An 18,824-nucleotide genomic window follows, 5' to 3' on the forward strand; every position below is an offset into this window, starting at 1 on the left:
CGCTTATCGGACTGCGCCTAGCATGCAGCCGTGCGTCGCCAACATCTCTCCCCGGTCCCGCCGGCACGTTATCTGCTGGTCGCCGGTGCGGTGACAGTGGCCACGGCGGTCGGAATCGGCGTGCTGGCGGTCGGCGGGGACTCCTCGGACGGCCCTGGTGCGAACCCCTCCACGAGCGGAAGCGCGCCCGCGAAGGCATCGGACGGGCTTCGGCACACCTCCGTCGAGGTGTCCGAGGGCGGCTGCGGCCGTGGCTGGACCGACCCCACCCGTGGCAAGCAGGTCTTCGAGCTGCGGAACACCTCCAGCAGACCGGCCGAGGTCTATCTCACCGATCCGGCGAACGGCGCGGTCTACGGAGAGGTGGAGGGCCTGGGCCCCGGCACCAGCAGACCGCTGAGCGTCACGCTCGGCGGCGGCTCCTACGCCTTCGTCTGCCTGCCCGATGACGCGGACGCCGTCACCGGACCCACCATCACCGTCCCCGGACCGGCGCGGGGCGGTGGACCGGCCGCGGTTCCGGTCGGCCAGCAGGATCTGATCCCGCCCACCATCGCCTACCAGAAGTGGGTGACGAGCCGGATGGACGAGCTGGTGCGGCGCACGGACGCGCTGCGCTCGGCCATCCGCTGCGGTGATCTGGCCACGGCCCGTGCGGCCTGGCTGCCCGCCCATCTGGTGTACGAGCGGATGGGCGCCGCCTATGGTGCCTTCGGCGATGCCGACGGGGCCATCAACGGCACCACGGCGGGGTTGTCCGGCGGGGTCCAGGACCCGGACTTCACCGGATTCCACCGCCTCGAGTACGGCCTGTGGCACGGCCAGTCCGCGAGCTCCCTGCGCCCGGTCGCCGACCGGCTGGTCAAGGATGTCCGGGGGCTGCGGGACGACTGGCCGCAGGAACGGATGGACCCGGCCGACCTGGGCCTGCGGGCGCACGAAATCATGGAGAACACCGTGCAGTTCGAGCTGACCGGCCGCACCGACTACGGCAGCGGCACCAACCTGGCCACCGCGCGGGCCAACCTCGACGGCACCCGGGCCGTGCTGACCCGGCTGGAGCCGCTGCTCAAGCCCCGTGCCCCGTGGCTGCCCGAGCTGAAGAGCGACCTCGACCGCACCGAGCGGACCCTGGAGCGCTCGCACCACGGGGACCGCTGGACCCCGCTGGACCGGCTGAGCCGCACCGGCCACCAGCGGCTCAACGCGGACGCGGGGGCGCTGGTGGAGCGGCTGGCGCAGGTGGCGGCGCTGATGGATGTGCGGAGGACCCGGTGAGCGAGGTGCTGCGCAGGGGCTTTCTGCTGGGCGCGGCCGCCGGTACGGTCGGCGCGGTGGCGGGCGTGGCCGGGGGCACGGCGGCCGCGAACGAGGAGGAGCGGGAGAAGAAGCCCACCCACGTCCCCTTCCACGGCACCCATCAGGCCGGCATCCTCACCCCGCCCCAGCGGGCCACCGCGCTCATCGCCTTCGACACCATGGCCGAGGGGCGCGAGGAGCTGGCCGACGCCTTCCGTACGCTCACCGAGCGGTGCCGCTTCCTCACCACCGGAGGCACCCCCGACCCGGTCGGGATCACCGCGCCGCCCGCCGACTCCGGCACCCTGGGCCCCCAGGTGGCCGCCGACCGGCTGACCGCCACGGTCGGCGTGGGCGCCTCGCTCTTCGACGAGCGGTACGGGCTGCGGGACCGCAAGCCCCGGCGGCTCACCGCGATGCGGTCCTTCCCCGACGACGATCTCGACCCCGACTGGTGCCACGGCGATCTGAGCCTCCAGCTGTGCGCCGACAGCACGGACGCGGTGCTGCACGCGCTGCGCGACATCGCCCGCCACACCCGGGGCGCGCTGCAGATCCGCTGGCGCGTCGACGGCTTCGTCAGCCCGCCGCGCCCGTCCGGCACCCCGCGCAACCACATGGGGTTCAAGGACGGCACCGCCAATCCGGACACCGATGACGCCCGTGCGATGGACCGTCTGGTGTGGGTGGGCGCCCACTCCGGGGAGCCGGCCTGGGCAGCCGGCGGCAGCTATCAGGTGGTCCGGCTGATCCGGATGCTGGTGGAGTTCTGGGACCGGGTCTCGATCAGCGAGCAGGAGCGCATGCTCGGCCGCAACCGGGACTCGGGCGCCCCGCTGGACGGTCAGCACGAGTTCGACACCCCGCGCTACGCACAGGACCCCAAGGGCGACATCATTCCGCTGGACAGCCATATACGGATGGCCAATCCGCGCACCGCCCGGACCGAGGACCAGCGCATACTCCGCCGTGCCTACAACTACGACCGGGGCATGGACGCCAACGGCAACTTGGACATGGGGCTGCTGTTCTGCTGCTATCAGCAGGATCTCGCGCGCCAGTTCGAAACCGTGCAGAAGCGTCTGGCGGGGGAGCCGCTGGTGGACTACATCACCCCCTTCGGCGGCGGCTATTTCTTCGCGCTTCCCGGTGTGAAGGACCGCTCCGACTGGCTGGGACGGACCCTTCTGTCCTGACACCGCCCCACCATCCGGTCAAGAACATCTCAAGAGTTCCTTGGATTCTCCTGACCCTCTATTCACTCGGCCGCCTCCATGGATTCCATCGGAGAGTCCTGCCCGCGGCACAGGATCAGGCGCAGGCGTGAATCGCGAAACATGTGGAGGCATGGGATGGGCGGCACGGCAGGATCCGAAGGCGGCCGACGGCGTGGCCGGGTAGCGCGCTGGGGTGCCCTGGCCGGCGCCGCGGCCCTGGCGACCGTGGGCGGGGTGGCCCCCGCATGGGCCGCGCCCTCGAAGGGCGGCGACACCGCGACCCCGGTGAAGCATGTGGTGGTGATCTTCGACGAGAACATCTCGTTCGACCACTACTTCGGCACGTACCCGAAGGCGGCGAACACGGACGGCACGAAGTTCACGCCCTCCAAGCACACGCCCAAGAACATCGACACCCTGGCGCACGCCGGGCTGCTGAAGAAGAACCCCAATCTCTACAAGCCCAAGCGGCTGGCCAGTGACCAGGCCATGACCTGCGACCAGAACCACTCCTACGGACCCGAGCAGTACGCGGCCAATGGCGGCAAGGCCGATAAGTTCGTGGAGAACACCGAGGTCAGCAAGTGCACCGGGCTGTTCGGCGAGCCCGGCCTGGTGATGGACTACTACGACGGCAACACCGTCACCGGCCTGTGGAACTACGCCCAGCACTACGCGATGAGCGACCGTTCCTTCAGCTCGGCCTACGGCCCCTCCACCCCCGGGGCGCTGGAACTGGTCTCGGGCCAGACCCACGGCGTGATCTCCACCGACCCCAAGTCCTCCACCGAGGACCCCCGGCAGACCGACAAGCCGGACGCGTACACGGTGGCCTCGCCGGATGCCAAGGGCGTCGGCACGGTGATCAATGACCCGGATCCCGCCTTCGACGACTGCTCCAACAAGGACCACACCAGCGCGAACGCCCTGGCCCGCATGCAGGGCCGGAACCTCGGCGATCTGCTCAACGCCAAGGGGGTGACCTGGGGCTGGTTCCAGGGCGGCTTCCGCCCCAGCACCGCCTGGAACGGCGAGCAGGACCACTACGCCAAGTGCTCCGGCACCACCCATAAGAACGTCGGCGGCGCCGAGTCGGTGGACTACAGCCCCCACCACGCCCCGTTCCAGTACTACAAGTCCACGGCCAACCCGCATCACCTCCCGCCGAAGAACGTGCGGGAGATCGGCCGGAGCGGTCAGGCCAACCACAACTACGACCTCACCGACTTCGACGCGGCGCTCAAGACGGGCCATCTGCCGGCCGTCAGCTTCCTGAAGGCCGCCGAGTACCAGGACGGCCACGCCGCCTACTCCGACCCGATCGACGAGCAGCACTTCCTGGTCAAGCAGATCAACGCGATCCAGAAGTCGCCGCAGTGGAAGGACACCGCGGTCGTCGTCGCGTACGACGACAGCGACGGCTGGTACGACCACGCCTACGCCAAGCCGCTCAACGGGTCGAAGGACAAGACCGCCGGCTCCAACGGCAAGGCCACCGACAGCCCCGCCTGCCAGTCCGGCCCCGAGCCCGCCGCCGGCTACCAGGACCGCTGCGGCCCCGGCCCCCGGCAGCCGCTGCTGGTGATCTCCCCCTTCAGCAAGGCCAACAAGGTCGACCACACCCAGACCGAGCAGACGTCGATCACCCGCTTCATCGAGGACAACTGGCACACCGGCCGGATCGGTGACGCCTCCTTCGACAGCCGGGCGAACTCCCTCTCCGGGCTGTTCGACTTCCGCCACCCCAACAACACCCAGGTGCTGCTGAAGTCCGACGGTTCGGTCGCGTCGGTGCACAAGGCCGGTCACTACACGACCACCGCACTGGCCGCCCACGCCCCGATCGTGAACGCGGCGGCCCCCAACGCGCTGACCACCCGGCGTCTCGCCGACGGCCGGGGCACCTCCGTCGCCCTGCCCATCGGCCTCGCGGCGGGTGTGCTGGTGCTCGGCGGCGCCGGTACGGCGCTGGCCCTCCACCGTCGCCGCACCGTGCGGACCGCGGGCTAGGCCCGTCCGCGCGCGCACGGCACACCGCCGTCGGGTCCGCCGCCACACCTCCTCCCCAGGTGGCGGCGGACCCGGCCGTTTGGCGTGGGGCGGAGCGGCCGGGGTGGGGAAACAGCGGCGGGGAATAAAGCGGAGCCTTTCTCCGGTTGAATGCGGGCGGTAGACGTAGAGGCGTACCGAGACCGACGTACGCGCACCGCAGTGCGACCAGGGAGGCGGGCCACCGTGGCCGATGAGCAGGACCGGCGAGACGACCAGCAGGACCCCATCCGGGCCCGGGCCCTCGGCAGCGCACCGGTGCCCCTGTCGGTGCTGGACCTGGCGACCGTCGGCAGCGGGGTGACGGCCGCCGAGGCGCTGCGGACCACCACCGAGCTCGCCCGGCTCACCGAGCGCCGGGGCTTCCACCGCTTCTGGGTGGCCGAGCACCACTCGATGCCCGGAGTCGCCAGCACCTCCCCGGCGGTGATCCTCGCCCACCTCGCCGCGCACACCGAGCGGATCCGGCTGGGCTCCGGCGGAGTGATGCTCCCCAACCACGCCCCGCTGGTCATCGCCGAGCAGTTCGGCACCCTGGAGGCGCTCGCCCCCGGCCGGGTGGACCTCGGCCTCGGCCGCGCGCTCGGCACCGACGGGGCCACGGCCGCCGCCCTGCGCCGCACCGACCGGCTGCGCGAGGGCGCCGACGACTTCCCCCAGCAGCTCGCCGAGCTGACCCGCTTCCTCGACGACGACTTCCCCGACGGCCACCGCTACGCCCGTATCCACGCGGTGCCGGGGCCGGTGCAGGGCACCGTGCCCGGCGGGGTCCAGTCCGCCGACCGGCCCTCGATCTGGCTGCTGGGCTCCAGCGGATTCAGCGCCCGGCTCGCCGGGATGCTCGGCCTGCCGTTCTCCTTCGCCCACCACTTCTCCGCGGCCAATACGGTCCCCGCGCTCGATCTCTACCGCGAGACCTTCCGGCCGTCCGCCGCGCTGGACCGGCCGTACGCCTCGATCGGCGTCTCGGCCTTCGCCGCCGAGGACGAGAAGGAGGCCCACCGGCAGGTGCTCACCGGCGCCCTGGCCATGATCCGGCTGCGCACCGGACGCCCCGGCCTGGTGCCGACGCCCGAGGAGGCCGAGGCGTACGAGTTCAACGAGATCGAGCGCGACTTCATCAACAGCTGGCTCGCCAACGTCGAGTACGGCACCCCGGACCAGGTCCGCGAGGGGCTCGACGGGCTGATCAAGCGCACCGGAGTGGACGAAATCAAGATCACGGCCAATGCGCACGGCCGTGAGGCCCGTCTGCGCTCGTACGAGCTGATCGCGGATGCCTACGATCTCCCGACGGCGCAGACGGAGGCGTAGCCCTCATCGGCCCAGTCCTCACGACCCGGCCCTCACCGGCCCAGCCCTCATCGGGCCCTCACCGGCGCAGCCCTCACCGGCCCGGCCCAGCCCTGACCGACGTAGCCCTACCCGGACGCCGGGCAGGTGATCATCGTCTGTATGCGGTCCGGCGGCACCGGACGGGAGTAGAACCACCCCTGTCCGGTATCGCAGCCGATTCGCCTCAGCCGCTCCGCCTGCTCGGCGCTCTCCACGCATTCGGCCGTCACGGTCAGGCCCAGCCGGTGCGCGAGCTGCACCAGCGCCTCGACGATGGTCTCGTCGGCCGGATTCGGATGCTCCTCGGCCCGGAACCCCTGGACGAACGAGCCGTCCAGCTTGAGCGTGGAGACCGGCAGCCGGCTGAGATAGGCGAGGTTGGAGTAGCCCGTCCCGAAGTCGTCGATCGCGATGGGCACCCCCATGTCGCTGAGCCGCTGCAGCGCCTGCAGCGGACGCCCCGTCGACCCCATCACCGCCGACTCGGTCAGCTCCAGCTGCAGCAGATGCGGCGGCAGCCCGGTCTCCGCCAGGATCGTGCCGACATCGGCGACCAGGTCGGAGTCCCACACCTGGCGGACCGCCACATTGACGCTGACCACCAGCGGATGGGTCGGATTGGCCAGCTGCCAGGCGCGGGCCTGGCGGCAGGCGGTGCGCAGCACCCATCGGCCCAGCGGCACGATCGCGCCGTTCTCCTCGGCCAGCGGGATGAACCGGTTCGGCGACAGCCGCCCGAACTGCGGATGGTCCCAGCGCACCAGCGCCTCCACCCCCCGGACGACCCCGTCGCCCAGCCCCACCAGCGGCTGGTAGTCGAGCACGAACTCCTCGCGCTCGACCGCCGGGCGCAGAGTGCTGGACAGCGCCTGCCGGGTCATCCGATGGGCGTTGCGCTCCGGGTCGAAGAGCGTCCAGCGCGCCTTGCCGTCCTCCTTCGCCCAGTACAGCGTGGTGTCCGCGGCCTGCATCAGCCAGGTGGTGTGGGTGCCGGCCGCGGGCCGCTCCACCACGCCGATGCTCGCCGACACCGACAGCCGCTGACCGCCCACGTCGAACGGTTCCTGCAGGGCGGCCAGCAGCGACCGGGCGAGGTCGCACAGCTGCTCGGTGCCGGTGGAGTTGCGGACCAGCAGGGCGAACTCGTCCCCGCCGAGCCGCGCCACCAGATGGCCGCCGGGCGCGGCGCATTCGGTGAGCCGCTGGGCGACCGCGCCGAGCAGCCGGTCACCGACCCGGTGGCCGAGGGTGTCGTTGACCGCCTTGAAACCGTCCAGGTCGAGATAGCAGAGCCCGATCCGGCCGGTGCCCCCGTGGTCGTAGGTGGCCGCCTCCAGCGCCGAGGTCATCCGCTCGAAGAACAGGCTCCGGTTGGGCAGCCGGGTGACCGGATCGTGCATCTGCAGATGGCGCAGCCGCCCCTGGAGATCCCGCTGGTCGCTGATGTCGGCCATCGACAGCAGCAGGCTGCAGCTGTCCGGCGCGGGCTCGATGGTGATCTCGGCCCACAGGGCATGGCCGTCGGCGCGCAGCAGCCGCCGGGTGCGGCGCAGCCGGGCGAGACGGCCGCCCAGGACGTCCCGGTACTCCTTCCAGGTGCGCGGATCCTCGCGCAGATTGGCCAGATCCGCCGCGCTGCGGGTGGTCAGTACGGCCGGATCGGTGCCCAGCAGGGCGCCGAGCGCGGGGTTGGCGTCACGCACTCTGCCCTCGCGGTCGACGACGGCCATGGCGAGGCGCGCCACATTGAAGGCGGCGCGGTAGTCGCCGGGCGCGGGGCCCGGGGCCGGGCCGGCGCCCGGGGGCGCGCCTGACGCCGAGGGCGCCCCGGGCGCTGGGGGCGCGCCCGGGGGCGACGGCGCGTCGATGGCCGGGCGAGGTGCGCCGGCGTCCTCCGCAACAGGGAGGACGCTGGGGGCAGCATCACGCTCTGTGATCGTCGGCAGCGTCGCGCCCAGGGCGCGGCCCTGCCCGTCAGGGATTCCGCTCACCGCTCGCTCCCGCGTGGCGTTCGTTGTGTCCAGGTTGTTCGTACGCATCTTGTTGTCTCACACCGGGTGCCGGGCAGACCGTAATTTCCTGCCTGAAGGGGGATTCCCCGCTGGACATGTGCCGATCATAGGGGCTCGTACTCCGGGCGTTTCCTCGACGTCATCGCGCTCACCGCCGCCTTGACAATGTGTTTGGTCGTATCTGTTCGACTCTGCGCGGGCCAACAGCCGCTCTGACCGATTGTGACCGTCTGTTACGTACCCGGATCGCGGCCTCTTCACTCGACCAGCCCATCCCAACAGGGCGTACCCCGCCAATTCACCTCAGGGTGGAGTGGGTGTTCGGACTACGCCCGGGAGGTCGACATGGTGCGTCCTCAGGTACCCGAGGGGGTGCACCGGCAGCCTCGGCTGCGTCGGACCGGGGCCCTGCTGACCTCGTTGAGCGCGCTCATCGCGACCACCGTGGTGGCGGGCCCCGCTGTCGCGGCCGGCCCCGGCGGACCCTGTGACCTGGAACGTACCGACGCCCACCACTCGGAGGGCCTGGACACCTGGAACTCCCGCTACCCGCGCCCGGTGCGCCGGCTGGACGCGGCGATGGTCTTCCTGTCGTTCCCGGACGCCAAGCCCAGAGTAACGCCGGCCCGGCTGGCCGCCGACCATGTCCCGGCGACCCCCGACTTCTTCAAGCGGGCGTCCTACGGGAAGTTCGCGCTGCGGGTGCATCCGCTGCGGCGCTGGCTCACCATGCCCCAGCGCTCCACCGCGTACGCCATACAGCGCGACTGGAACGCCAAGCGGCGGGCCGCGTATCTGCGCGACGCCATCGCGTCCGCCGATCCGCACCTCGATTTCGGCCGCTATGACCTCGTCTATCTGGTCGCCGACCCCGATGCCCCCGGTGTGGACGCCGACGCGACGAAAGTGGTCAACTTCGAAAAGCCGCTGCGCGCCGACGGTGTTGATCTGCGCCGTCTGGTGACCGTTTTCGAACACCATCCGCCGGACCGCAATGTCCTGGCCCATGAGACCGGCCATGTCTTCGACCTGCCCGACCTCTACCACCGGCCGAAGGACACCGACGCCAGCGCCGAATGGGACACCTACGTCGGCGACTGGGACCTGATGGGAAGCCAGTTCGGCATGGCACCCGATCCGTTCGGCTGGCACAAGTGGAAGCTGGGCTGGCTCGGCGCGCGCCAGGTGGCCTGCGACCGCGCCATCGGTCCGCGCCGCTACACCCTCCAGCCGCTCGCCGCCCCCATGGGGCGGGGCAGACCCGGCGCCGACACCCGCACCCGGCTGGTCGTCGTCCGCACCGGACCCACCACGGCGCTGGCCATCGAGGCGCGCGGCGGCCGCGGCAACGACGCGGGCACCTGCACCGAGGGCGTACTGGTCTACCGCGTCCACAACGACAAGGCGTCGGGCGACGGCCCCGTCCAGGTGCTGGACGGCCACCCGGCCACCTCCGCCTGCTGGAACGAGTCGGTCTACCCCGAACTCGCCGACGCACCGCTCGGCGTCGGCGACAGCCTGTCGGTCAAGGAGGACGCCGTACGGATCACGGTGGCCGGCCGCACCGCCGACGGGGGCTGGACCGTCCGGGTCAACCGCCGGGCGCGGTGATGACGGTGCCGCGCCGGTCTTCCACCACTCCTCGGCCCGCTGACGACGCCGCGCGGATGACCAGGTCGGGCGGCTGACGGAGCCGCGCCGATGGCCGGGGCGCGTGCATAACCGGTGATCAAGTCGGCTTCGAGGTGCCGCTTCGAGACTGTGGGCCCCTTTTCGACGTCGGGCGCCCGGGAGTTGAGAATGCCGCGACACGCGAATCTGGCCGAGGCCCTGAAGGAACGCGCCCTCCGGTGCGCCGACGGTACGGCGCTCGCCCACCCCGCCGACGACGGCACCGAACACCGCGTGTCCTACGCCGCGCTCGACGCCCGCGCCGACGCCGTGGCCGCCTGGCTGCGCGCCCGGGACGCGGCAGGCCGCCGGGTGCTGCTCGCCATGGACCCCGGTCCGCACGCCGCGGTGGCGCTGCTCGGCTGTCTGTACGCGGGCGCCGTCGCGGTGCCCGTCGCCGCGCCGTCCGCCTCCCGGACCGATGCCGAGCGCACCGCCTCGATCGTCCGTGACGCCGCCGTGGACCTCGTCCTCACCGAGACCGCCCACGCCACCGAGACCTCCCGCAGGCTCTCCCGGGTCGGCCGCGCCGGTCTGACCTGCCTCGCCGTCGACGGACTCCGCCGCGACGGGTACGACGGCGCGCCCCGGCAACCCGTCCGCACCACCGGCGACAGCCTCGCGCTGCTCGCCTACGACTCCGGGCCCGCCACCGCCCCACGTGGTGCCCTGCTCACCCATGGCAGCCTTACGGCGGCCATGGCGGGACTGCGGCGGACGCTCGGCACCGACCGCCACTCCCGGATCGGCGGCTGGCTGCCCCGCCGCCACACCCCCGGGCTGATCGGGCAGGTGCTGCATCCGCTGTGGCTGGGCGCCACCGCCGTGACGCTTCCGGCGGAGCCGTTCCGCACCGATCCGCTCGGCTGGCTGCGGGCCATCAGCCGCCACGGCATCACCGAAACCGTCGCGCCCGACATCCTCCACGCCCGCTGCGCCGCCCTCCTCGGCGACGAGCCACCGGCCGGGCTCGACCTCTCCCGCTGGCGGACCGCGCTGAACGCCGGGGAGCCCGTCTCGGCCGGGACCATGGCCGCCTTCCCCCACCGCTGCGCGCCCCTGGGGCTGCGCCCGGGCGCCCTGGTGGCCGGATACGTCCCGGCCGAGGGGTCCCCGGTGGCGCTGGCCACGGGGCGCGCACCGGTGCCGGGCGCGGACTTCGCCGTCGTGGACCCGCTGACCGGGCGCCGGCTGCCGGACGGGGCGCCGGGGGAGATCTGGGTGCGCGGCCCCGCCGTCGCCACCGGCCACTGGGGCGGTCCGCCGGACACCGCGCCGCTGTTCGCCGCCCGCGTCGCCGAGGGGCCGGGCGGCTTTCTGCGCACCGGCGATCTCGGCCTTACGGTGAACGGCCAGCTCCGGATGACCGGCCGGCTCCGTGACGCCCTCCTGGTGGACGGCCACACCCTGCATCCACAGGACGTGGAGCGCGAACTGCTGCGCTGCGCGCGGGCGCTGGGGTCGGCCCGGGTGTTCTGCGCGGGGCCCGGTGCGGGGGCGCTGGTGGTCGTCCAGGAGGTCGTCCGTACGGCGGGCGGGACGCGCACCGGGCTGCCCCGGCTGGCGGCGCGGATCCGCGCCCTGATCGCGGAGGAGTTCGGTGTCGTGACCGGCGCGCTGCTGCTGGTACGCCCCGGCACCGTGCGCGGGGCGGGAGCCGCCAAGGTGCGGCGCGCCCTGCTGCGCGAGCGCTACTTGCGGGGTGAAGTGCGGGCCCTGCACGCCGAGTTCGGGCCGGAGGTGGGTGAGCCCTGCCGGGGTGGTGCGGCATGACAAGGGGGCGCACGGTCGCGCTCGCGCGCGACGAGATATGTGTTCGACGGGCGCATTTGCCCGCGAATCCATGGAAGAGCCCGGGAGGGTGGGGGAATAATCGGCATGCGGGGGATAACGGGGCGGGGAAGGCAGGGGGCGGGATGGTCAGGGTGCTGATCGCGGAAGACATGCATATGTTGCGCAAGGCCCTGGTCGCCCTGCTGGAATTCGAACCGGACATCGAGGTGGTGGCCGAATTCTCCAGCGGCGCCGATATCCTGCCGCGCGCCCGTGAACTCCGCCCGGATGTCGCCGTCCTCGACATCGATCTGCCGGGTATGGACGGGCTCACCGCCGCGGCCGAGTTGAGCACCGCCGTTCCCGAATGCCGCACCATGATGCTCACCAGCCTCGGCCGCCCCGGAAATCTGCGCCGGGCGCTGGCCGCCCATGTCTCCGGCTTTCTGCTCAAGGACAGCAGCCCGGACAAGCTGAGCGACGCCATCCGCGCCGTCGCCCGGGGCGAGCGGGTGATCGATCCGCAGCTGGCGCTGGCCGCCCTGGACGACGGTCCGCAGCCGCTGACCCCGCGTGAGCTGGAGGTCCTGCGGTTCGCCGCGAAGGGGGAGGAGTCCGCGCAGATCGCGGCCAAGCTGTTTCTGTCGGTGGGCACGGTGCGCAACTACCTGACGTCCGCCGTGACCAAGCTGGACGCCCGCAACCGCGTCGACGCCATCCGGATCGCCCGCGAGGCGGGCTGGCTGTAGGAGCACACCCTCACGCCGTCACGGTCGGCCCCGGGCCGTACTCCTCCTTCGAGTCCTTGGAGTCCTTGGATTCCCTGGAGTCCTTCGCGTCCTTCGAACGGCGCTCCCGGCCGCTCCGCGGCGGCGCGTCCACGGACACATCCAGCTCCGCCCGTAACTCGAACCAGCCGTCCGACCGCACGCCCGCGCGCAGCCGCCCGCCGAGGTTCTCCACCCGGACCCGGAGGTTGCCGATTCCGCTGCCGCCGTCCGTGCTGTCGGTGCGCAGGATCGTGGACGGCCGGCCGACCCCGTCGTTGACCAGGGTCAGCCACACCTGGCGTCCGCTGCGCCGCGCCTCGATCGCGCAGTGGTCGGCCTTGCTGTGGCGCAGCACATTGGTCAGTCCCTCGCGCAAGACGCTCGCCAGCACCGTGTCCACCAGCTCCGGCAGCGGTCCGCAGTCGATCTCGGAGGTGGTGCTGATGCCCGCCGCGGCCAGCATCGAGCGGGCCGTCGCCGACTCCGCCGACAGCGACATCTTGCGGTAGCCGCTGGCCACGGCCCGTACGTCGGCGAGGGCCTGACGGGAGGTCTGCAGGATCTCCGAAAGCTCCTGCTGGGCCCGGGAGTTCTGGCGGGGCACCAGCCGGTGCACCAGCTCGCATTTGAGGGTGATCGTGGACAGGCTGTACCCGAGCAGATCGTGCACATCCCGGGAGAACCGCAGCCGCTCCTGGGCTACCGCCAGCCGGGCCAGCTCCGCCCGGGACCGGGACACCTCGGAGACCAGCCCGGACAGCCGCGAGAGCCCGAAGACCACCAGCCCGGTCAGCGCGGTGGAAACCGAGGTGTACGCGACCTGGCCCCAGCCGAAGCCCACCTGGAACAGCAGCACATCCGTGCACAGCAGGATGGCCGCGAACGCGGGCCACGCCAGCGCCGGTGCCAGCACCAGCAGCGAGGAGCCGGCCAGAAAACCCGGCATGCCCAGCCAGGCGTGTTTGAAGACCGCGAAGGGGGCGAAGGTCAGCACCGCCTGGAGCGCCAGCGTCCGGCGCCGTGCGCCGCTGAGCCGGGGCGCGAGACCGGGGAAGGAGTGCAGCATCTGGAGGCAGAGCAGCATGGTCATCGGCAGCAGCGCCAGCCCGAGCATCGCCGCGTCGATCGTCCTGCCCGAACGATTGCCGTCGACCACATAGGTGACGGCCACGGCGAAGTAGCCCACCAGCACCAGGACCGTGATGACGACGGCCAGGCGCGGCGCCAGATTGTCGTGGTGGCGCGGTGGGTGGTTCCCGGCATCGTCGGGCAAGAGGCTCCCCTGCACTCGTCCTCCGGATGGTCGGGCCGGATTGGGTGGCTTGCCCGAGAGTATCCGATCTTTACTCGGGGTGGAGAGGCCACGTGGAAGGCTCATGGTGTACGCAGAGTTACGCGTTATCACGGGGGATCACAGGAAAAACGGAATCGGGTTGAGATCCGCGTAGGGCGTGGGCCCCGGCAGCCGTCCGAGCGCGACCGGGACGTCGAAGAGCCGGCCGGGTGCGAACCGGGCCCAGTGCGGGCGCATTCCGGGCACCAGCACCTTGGCCACCGGCAGCCCCACATCCGGCCGGGTCTGGTCCAGCACCAGCAACTCCATCCCGCGCCGCCGCACCACCTCCCTCACGGCGGCCAGGGCGCCGCCCTCCGGGGGGCCGGATATCGCCCGGGGCGGTACGGCGGCGGCCGGATCGGGCGTCAGATACGGGTGGTCGGCCGGGGTCGCGGTACGGAACCAGCGCAGCGCCTCGGGCTCGGCGGTGCCGTAGCCCCCGCCGTCGGCGCGGGCCTCGACCACCGCCGGGAGCATCTGGTTCAGCTCGGCGAGGGCGTGGCACAGCGCGGTGTGCCGGTCGAAGTGGGCACCGAAACCGAGGGTGATGTCCTCGGCGGGCTTGTCCAGGCGCCGGGAGAGCGCGGCGACCACCGGGATGCCGAAGTCCGTGGTGAGGTCCAGGGCCCACACCTCGCGCCGCAACCCCCGGTGTACGGCGCGCACTTCGGCCGGCCACGGGTCGTCGAAGGCGTCCAGGGCCACGGCGGGCTGCCGGGTGCGGTTGTACCACCACAGGGCGACCGCGTCCCGCTCCACCAGCTCCAGGAAGCCCCGTACGACGGCGTCGGCCAGTGTGCCGCCCGCCGCCGCGCCGTTGGAGTCCGCCCGGCAGCAGCGGCGGCCCGGGGGCTGCGGGGCGCCGTAGTACAGCAGCGCGGTGGGCAGCAGCCGGTGGCGTTCGGCGGTGAGCGACCACACCGGGGTCCAGTCCAGCTCCGCGTCCTCGTCGAACGGATCGTGGATCCGGTGGCGCGCGGGCAGGGCGGGGTCGCGGAACTGGCGCGGGTCGAAGAGCTGGACGGTGTCCGGGTGCACCGCGTCGTCCGGGTGCAGATCGCGGTAGCGGGCGCGCTGCCGTGGCTCGTCCCCCTGGAAATGGCCGCTGTAGTGCTCCAGGGCCTCGCACAGCGCGCTCGCCCGTGCCTGTTCGGCGGTGCGGCCCTTACCGTGGGCGGCAGCCCGCAGCCCGGCCCTTACGGAGTCCAGGCCGCTGTGGGGACCCGCTCCCGCGTACGAAGGGTGGCGGGCGTGGAAGCAGTTGAGGACGGCGGGGCCGCGCGGATCGCGCCGGATCTCGGTGACCAGCCCGGTGACCGGGTCCACCAGATGTCCGTAGCGCTCCATGATCCGGCGCGGGGAGGTGTCGGTGCCGGGTTCGGCCAGCGGCTCCCGTGGCGACGGCAGCGCCAGGGGCGCCCGTATCCGGGCCGCGACCAGCGCCGGATCGCCGCAGCCGGCGCACTGCGGGCGGCGGGAGAGCGGATGGCGGTCCACGGTGGCGGTGAGGCTGTCCAGGGTGCGCAGCTCCCGCTGACCCGGATGCCGGTGCCCGGCCAGCCACTTGGCGGCCTCCAGGGCGGCGAGCTGGAGCGCGGCGGCGCGGCTCGCGGGCAGTGAGGCGGGTGGGCGCGGCACCGGTCCGGGGCGGCCCAGCCGGTGCTGGAGATACGCCTCGGCCTGCCGTCCGCGCCACAGCCGGTCGGCCAGACAGACCCAGCACGGGTCGTCGGGGGCGCCGAGGAACGGGCCCAGCCACGCCTGGGTGCCCACCGGTTTGACGGGCAGCCAGCGACGGCCGGCGGCGCGGTGGGCGGCGTCCACGGCGGCGAGCCGCGGATCGAGGTAGTCATCGCACGCCACAAGGGTGAGTTCTGCGTCGCCATGTTGACGGGGAGCGATTTGACATATCTCTCGCCGAGGGCTAGTGGCCCCGGAAGCCGTCGGATCGCCGTCCGCCGTCTTGCCGTTCACCGCCTCGCCACCCGCCGCCTCGCCTTGCGCCGCCTTCCCGTCCACGGTCCTCAGGTCCGCGATCCTCAGCCCCGCGGCCCGCAGCGCCCCGACCACCTCGCCCGGGTCGGCCGAGCCGAGGACCAGCGGGGCCACGGCGGGGCGGGACGGCGGGGGTCCGGGGGCCGGGGCGGAGCCGCCCGCGGTGTGCAGCCCGGCCAGCTCCCAGTACGCCTCCTCGGGGGTCCAGGCGTGGTCCCGCTCGGAGACCAGCCCGGCCGCGCGGAGGCGGGCGATCACGCGCTCGGCCTGCCCGGCCGGGACCGCGCCGGGCGGACCCGCGGCGCCGGCGGGCGCGGCGGCCTCGGTGAGGATGTGGGCGAGGTCCCGCGACCCGTCGAGCAGCGGCGCGAGCGCGGCGATGGCCCGTCCGTGCAGCGCCGTGACCCCGTGCTCGGAGACCAGATACACGGCCTCGCCCGGCACCGGCTCGACCCGCAGATGTGGTGTGAAGCCCAGTTCGCCGGTCATCGGCCGGTCATTCGGCGCCGACGGTGCAGATGCAGATGGCGGGCGCGCCGAGGGGCCAGGCGGCGTCGGAGAGGTCCTCGATGACCAGGTCGTCGTCCTCGGCGGGCGGCTGAACGGCCTCGGCGGCGGTCCCGGCGGCCCCGGCGCGCTGGGCGACCCTGGCGCGCTCGGCGATCTCGACGACCCCGGTGACCCGGGTGACCTCGGTGTTCTCGGCGGAATGAGCCAGGACGGCGGGGCTCGTGGACTCATGGGGGACGGGCGTATCGGTCATCGCGGACTCTCTCATCGCCAGGGTGTGAATTTGTCATGGTGCGGCGCTCTGGAACTCATATCGAGCTCGTTACTCCAGCACTGGCCGCACAGGTCGCCCACAAGCGAGGCTCTTAAATGCCTCGGTGGCAGGCCGCGCGGCCAGGAGGCACTTGACGGACCGTTGACGGAGGTACACGACCATGGACATCAAGGTGTTGGGGCCGCTGAGCGTCGAGGCGTGCGGTCAGTCGATCGTGCCCAGCGCGGGCAAGCCGCGCCAGATCCTTGCACTGCTTTCCGTCTACGCCAACCAGATGCTGCCGGTGCCCACTCTTATGGAGGAAATCTGGGGCACGCAGATGCCGCGCAGCGCGCTCACCACTTTGCAGACCTACATCCTGCAGTTGCGCCGCAGGCTGGCCGCGGCCTATGGCCCGCAGGCCCCGCAGGCTTCCAAGGACGTCCTCGCCACGCGCTACGGCGGATATGTGCTGGAGGCGCAGCCGGGCGCGGTGGACATCCATGAGTACGACCGGCTGGTGGCCGCGGGGCGGGACGCGCTGGACGCCGGCGACGATGTCCAGGCGTCCCTGCTGCTGCGCGAGGCGCTGGCCGTCTGGCGTGGCCCGGCGCTGGTGGATGTGAAGGTCGGGCCGGTCCTGGAGATCGAGCTGGCCCGTCTGGAGGAGAGCCGGCTCGGCGTCCTGGAGCGCCGTATCGAGGCCGATCTGCGGCTGGGCCGCCATGCCGAGCTGCTCACGGAGCTCACCGAGCTGACCGCCCGCCATCCGCTGCACGAGGGGTTGCACGCCCAGTGCATGGCCGCGCTCTACCGCGCGGGCCGCCCCTGGCAGGCGCTGGAGGTCTACCAGGGGCTGCGCGCCAGACTGGTCGAGGACCTCGGGCTGGAGCCGTCGCCGCGGCTGCAGAAGCTCCAGCAGGCGGTGCTCGCCTCCGACCCGGCGCTCGATCTGGACCTGGACGGTCACTGGCGCCGCCCGGTGCTCGACCTGTTCGCCGCGTAGACCAACAGCCAATAGCCAGCAGCAAACAGCCAACAGTCCACAGCCCCACAGCCGATAGCCCCACAGCCCCGACACCGCCCCTCGTCCGGAGCCCCGTAAGTTCCCCGACCAGCCGTCCCCGTCCGGCGAACCATCCCCCCAAGAACGCCCGGCGCCGCCCTTCAGCCGGGCTTGCTACGGCTCCGCTGCCCGATCCCCCCGCGCGGGCAAGCGGAGCCGTAGTGCGTCCAGGGGAGGTCACAGGCGCCCGATGCCCATGCCCTGGAGCTCGACCAGCAGGAGGCGCGATGACGCGCGAGATCGACACCGATGTGTGCGTCGTCGGCGGCGGCCCGGCCGGTCTGGTGCTGGCGCTGCTGATGCTGCGGTCGGGGGCCCGGGTGACCGTGGTGGAGTGCGCCCGCGCACATCAGCGCGTGTTCCGCGGCGAAATCCTCCAACCCGGCGCGATGGCGCTGCTGGACGCGCTGGATGTGCTCGCCGGCGCCCGCGCCCGAGGCGCCCATGAGCACGACCGATTCCTGGTGATCGAGGGCGAGCGAGTGCTGCTGGAGGCCGACTACCGGCTGCTCGCGGCCCCGTACGACCACCTGTTGAGCGTCCCGCGCCCCCATCTGCTCGATGAGCTCCTCGCCCGCTGCCGCCGCTCGCCCGGCTTCCGTTATCTGCCCGGACGACGGGCCGGGGCCCTGCTGTGGCGCGAGCGGCGGATCGCCGGGGTCGTCGCCGAGGGGCCGCCGGGCCGCTGCGCCGTACGGGCCCGGGTCGTCGTCGGCGCGGACGGCCGGTTCTCGCGGATCCGGCGGCTGGCGGGCATCGGGGCGGGCCGCGCCGACGCGTTCGCCCAGGACGTGCTGTGGTGCACGCTCATCGCGCCCCGCGAAGAGCCGCCGCTCCGCGATGTGCGGGTGTTCCGCACCGGCGGCGGCCCGGTGCTGGTCTACGGCTCCTGGCCGAACCGGATCCAGATCGGCTGGACCCTGCCGCAGCGGAGCCACGGCCATCTCGCCGCCCTCGGCCTCGACCACGTCAAGGAGCGCCTGGAGCGCGCCGTGCCGGGGTACGCCACGCTGATCCGCGATCAGCTCCGCACCCCGGCCGACCTCGGCGCGCTCGAGGTCTTCTCGGCACGCGCCGAGCGCTGGGTCGCCGATGGGCTGGTGCTGATCGGCGACGCCGCCCACACCCACAGCCCGATCGGCGCCCAGGGCATCAACCTCGCGGTGCAGGACGCGGTGGTGCTGCACCCCCTGCTGGCCCGCGCCCTGGCCGAGGGCGACACCAGCGCCGAGCGGCTGGCGGAGTTCGAGCGGCGCCGAGGGCCCGATATCGCGGCGGTGATGCGGATGCAGACCCTGCAGAGCCGGGCGATCCTCTCGCAGGGCGCCTTCACCACCCGGGTGCGCCCCCGAATCGCGCGGGCGCTGCGTCGTACGCCGCTCTATCGCAAGATCCTGCGGCGCATGGCCTACGGCAACCCGTCGATCCGCATCGCCGACGCCGGAGTGTGCGGCCGGATATGACACCCCCGGAGCGCGATGGCCGGAAACCACCTCTGCGCCCACTTCTCGCCACCCCGACTTCGACCCTCCATGCCG

Annotated in this window: 13 protein-coding genes; 9 read left to right on the top strand and 4 right to left on the bottom strand. The window is 72.5% G+C overall.

From position 1 onward, the window contains the following. Positions 1-30 precede the first annotated feature (30 nt). The 4 genes from J8403_RS26930 to J8403_RS26945 all read left to right on the top strand — a co-directional run bounded on the left by J8403_RS26930 (position 31) and on the right by J8403_RS26945 (position 5,879). Positions 31-1,278 (top strand): EfeM/EfeO family lipoprotein, encoded by a 1,248-nt coding sequence (locus J8403_RS26930; RefSeq protein WP_211125415.1) that lies wholly within the window; start codon positions 31-33, stop codon positions 1,276-1,278. Then, the gene (gene efeB, locus J8403_RS26935) at positions 1,275-2,495 is read left to right on the top strand and encodes an iron uptake transporter deferrochelatase/peroxidase subunit (protein WP_211125416.1); all 1,221 of its coding nucleotides are present in this window, start codon (positions 1,275-1,277) and stop codon (positions 2,493-2,495) included. Before J8403_RS26930 ends, efeB begins: the two co-directional genes overlap by 4 nt. 156 nt (positions 2,496-2,651) lie before the next feature. Next, positions 2,652-4,526, top strand: coding sequence for a phospholipase C (locus tag J8403_RS26940; RefSeq protein ID WP_211125417.1), 1,875 nt, complete (start codon positions 2,652-2,654; stop codon positions 4,524-4,526). Positions 4,527-4,751: 225 nt separating this feature from the next. Beyond that, on the top strand, positions 4,752-5,879 hold the full coding sequence (locus tag J8403_RS26945) for an LLM class flavin-dependent oxidoreductase (protein ID WP_211125418.1): 1,128 nt from the start codon (positions 4,752-4,754) through the stop codon (positions 5,877-5,879). A 107-nt stretch (positions 5,880-5,986) separates the two neighbouring features. On the opposite strand, the gene J8403_RS26950 is transcribed toward J8403_RS26945, so the two are convergent. Beyond that, positions 5,987-7,939: a putative bifunctional diguanylate cyclase/phosphodiesterase gene (locus tag J8403_RS26950; RefSeq protein ID WP_211125419.1), complete on the bottom strand. Its 1,953-nt coding sequence runs from the start codon at positions 7,937-7,939 to the stop codon at positions 5,987-5,989. Between the two features lie 318 nt (positions 7,940-8,257). Here J8403_RS26950 and J8403_RS26955 point away from each other — a divergent pair, with 318 nt between their 5' ends. The 3 genes from J8403_RS26955 (at position 8,258) to J8403_RS26965 (ending at position 12,105) form a co-directional block, all read left to right on the top strand. After that, positions 8,258-9,523 carry a M6 family metalloprotease domain-containing protein gene (locus J8403_RS26955; RefSeq protein WP_211125420.1) on the top strand — a complete coding sequence of 422 codons (1,266 nt, stop codon included), beginning with the start codon at positions 8,258-8,260 and terminating at the stop codon, positions 9,521-9,523. Positions 9,524-9,712: 189 nt separating this feature from the next. After that, positions 9,713-11,356, top strand: a complete 1,644-nt coding sequence (locus J8403_RS26960; protein ID WP_211125421.1) for an AMP-binding protein — start codon at positions 9,713-9,715, stop codon at positions 11,354-11,356. Positions 11,357-11,499: 143 nt separating this feature from the next. Then, positions 11,500-12,105: a response regulator transcription factor gene (locus J8403_RS26965; protein WP_211125422.1), complete on the top strand. Its 606-nt coding sequence runs from the start codon at positions 11,500-11,502 to the stop codon at positions 12,103-12,105. Between the two features lie 10 nt (positions 12,106-12,115). Here J8403_RS26965 and J8403_RS26970 read toward each other — a convergent pair whose 3' ends face one another. From J8403_RS26970 to J8403_RS26980, 3 genes are all read right to left on the bottom strand, one after another. Further along, positions 12,116-13,399, bottom strand: a complete 1,284-nt coding sequence (locus J8403_RS26970; protein WP_246586006.1) for a sensor histidine kinase — start codon at positions 13,397-13,399, stop codon at positions 12,116-12,118. 138 nt (positions 13,400-13,537) lie between these two features. Then, entirely contained in the window at positions 13,538-15,946 is a 2,409-nt protein-coding gene (locus J8403_RS26975; protein ID WP_211125424.1) for a TOMM precursor leader peptide-binding protein, read from the bottom strand. A gap of 7 nt (positions 15,947-15,953) precedes the next feature. Then, positions 15,954-16,220, bottom strand: coding sequence for a hypothetical protein (locus J8403_RS26980; RefSeq protein ID WP_211125425.1), 267 nt, complete (start codon positions 16,218-16,220; stop codon positions 15,954-15,956). Positions 16,221-16,401: 181 nt separating this feature from the next. Here J8403_RS26980 and J8403_RS26985 point away from each other — a divergent pair, with 181 nt between their 5' ends. Together J8403_RS26985 and J8403_RS26990 are read left to right on the top strand one after the other, a co-directional pair. After that, a complete protein-coding gene (locus J8403_RS26985) occupies positions 16,402-17,226 on the top strand; it encodes an AfsR/SARP family transcriptional regulator (protein WP_037953152.1) in 825 nt (274 codons plus the stop codon). 287 nt (positions 17,227-17,513) lie between these two features. Continuing rightward, the gene (locus J8403_RS26990) at positions 17,514-18,749 is read left to right on the top strand and encodes an FAD-dependent monooxygenase (protein WP_211125426.1); all 1,236 of its coding nucleotides are present in this window, start codon (positions 17,514-17,516) and stop codon (positions 18,747-18,749) included. Positions 18,750-18,824: the final 75 nt, after the last annotated feature.

This window comes from Streptomyces yatensis (genome assembly GCF_018069625.1).
Taxonomy (GTDB): Bacteria; Actinomycetota; Actinomycetes; order Streptomycetales; family Streptomycetaceae; genus Streptomyces; species Streptomyces yatensis.

What these genes read in the sequence shown, in the direction of transcription:
- J8403_RS26950 (WP_211125419.1), bottom strand. Translation starts at nt 7,939, where the DNA reads ATGCGTACGAACAACCTGGACACAACGAACGCCACGCGGGAGCGAGCG.
- J8403_RS26980 (WP_211125425.1), bottom strand. Translation starts at nt 16,220, where the DNA reads ATGACCGATACGCCCGTCCCCCATGAGTCCACGAGCCCCGCCGTCCTG.
- J8403_RS26985 (WP_037953152.1), top strand. Translation starts at nt 16,402, where the DNA reads ATGGACATCAAGGTGTTGGGGCCGCTGAGCGTCGAGGCGTGCGGTCAG.
- J8403_RS26940 (WP_211125417.1), top strand. Translation starts at nt 2,652, where the DNA reads ATGGGCGGCACGGCAGGATCCGAAGGCGGCCGACGGCGTGGCCGGGTA.
- J8403_RS26955 (WP_211125420.1), top strand. Translation starts at nt 8,258, where the DNA reads ATGGTGCGTCCTCAGGTACCCGAGGGGGTGCACCGGCAGCCTCGGCTG.
- J8403_RS26960 (WP_211125421.1), top strand. Translation starts at nt 9,713, where the DNA reads ATGCCGCGACACGCGAATCTGGCCGAGGCCCTGAAGGAACGCGCCCTC.
- J8403_RS26990 (WP_211125426.1), top strand. Translation starts at nt 17,514, where the DNA reads ATGACGCGCGAGATCGACACCGATGTGTGCGTCGTCGGCGGCGGCCCG.
- J8403_RS26975 (WP_211125424.1), bottom strand. Translation starts at nt 15,946, where the DNA reads ATGACCGGCGAACTGGGCTTCACACCACATCTGCGGGTCGAGCCGGTG.
- J8403_RS26965 (WP_211125422.1), top strand. Translation starts at nt 11,500, where the DNA reads ATGGTCAGGGTGCTGATCGCGGAAGACATGCATATGTTGCGCAAGGCC.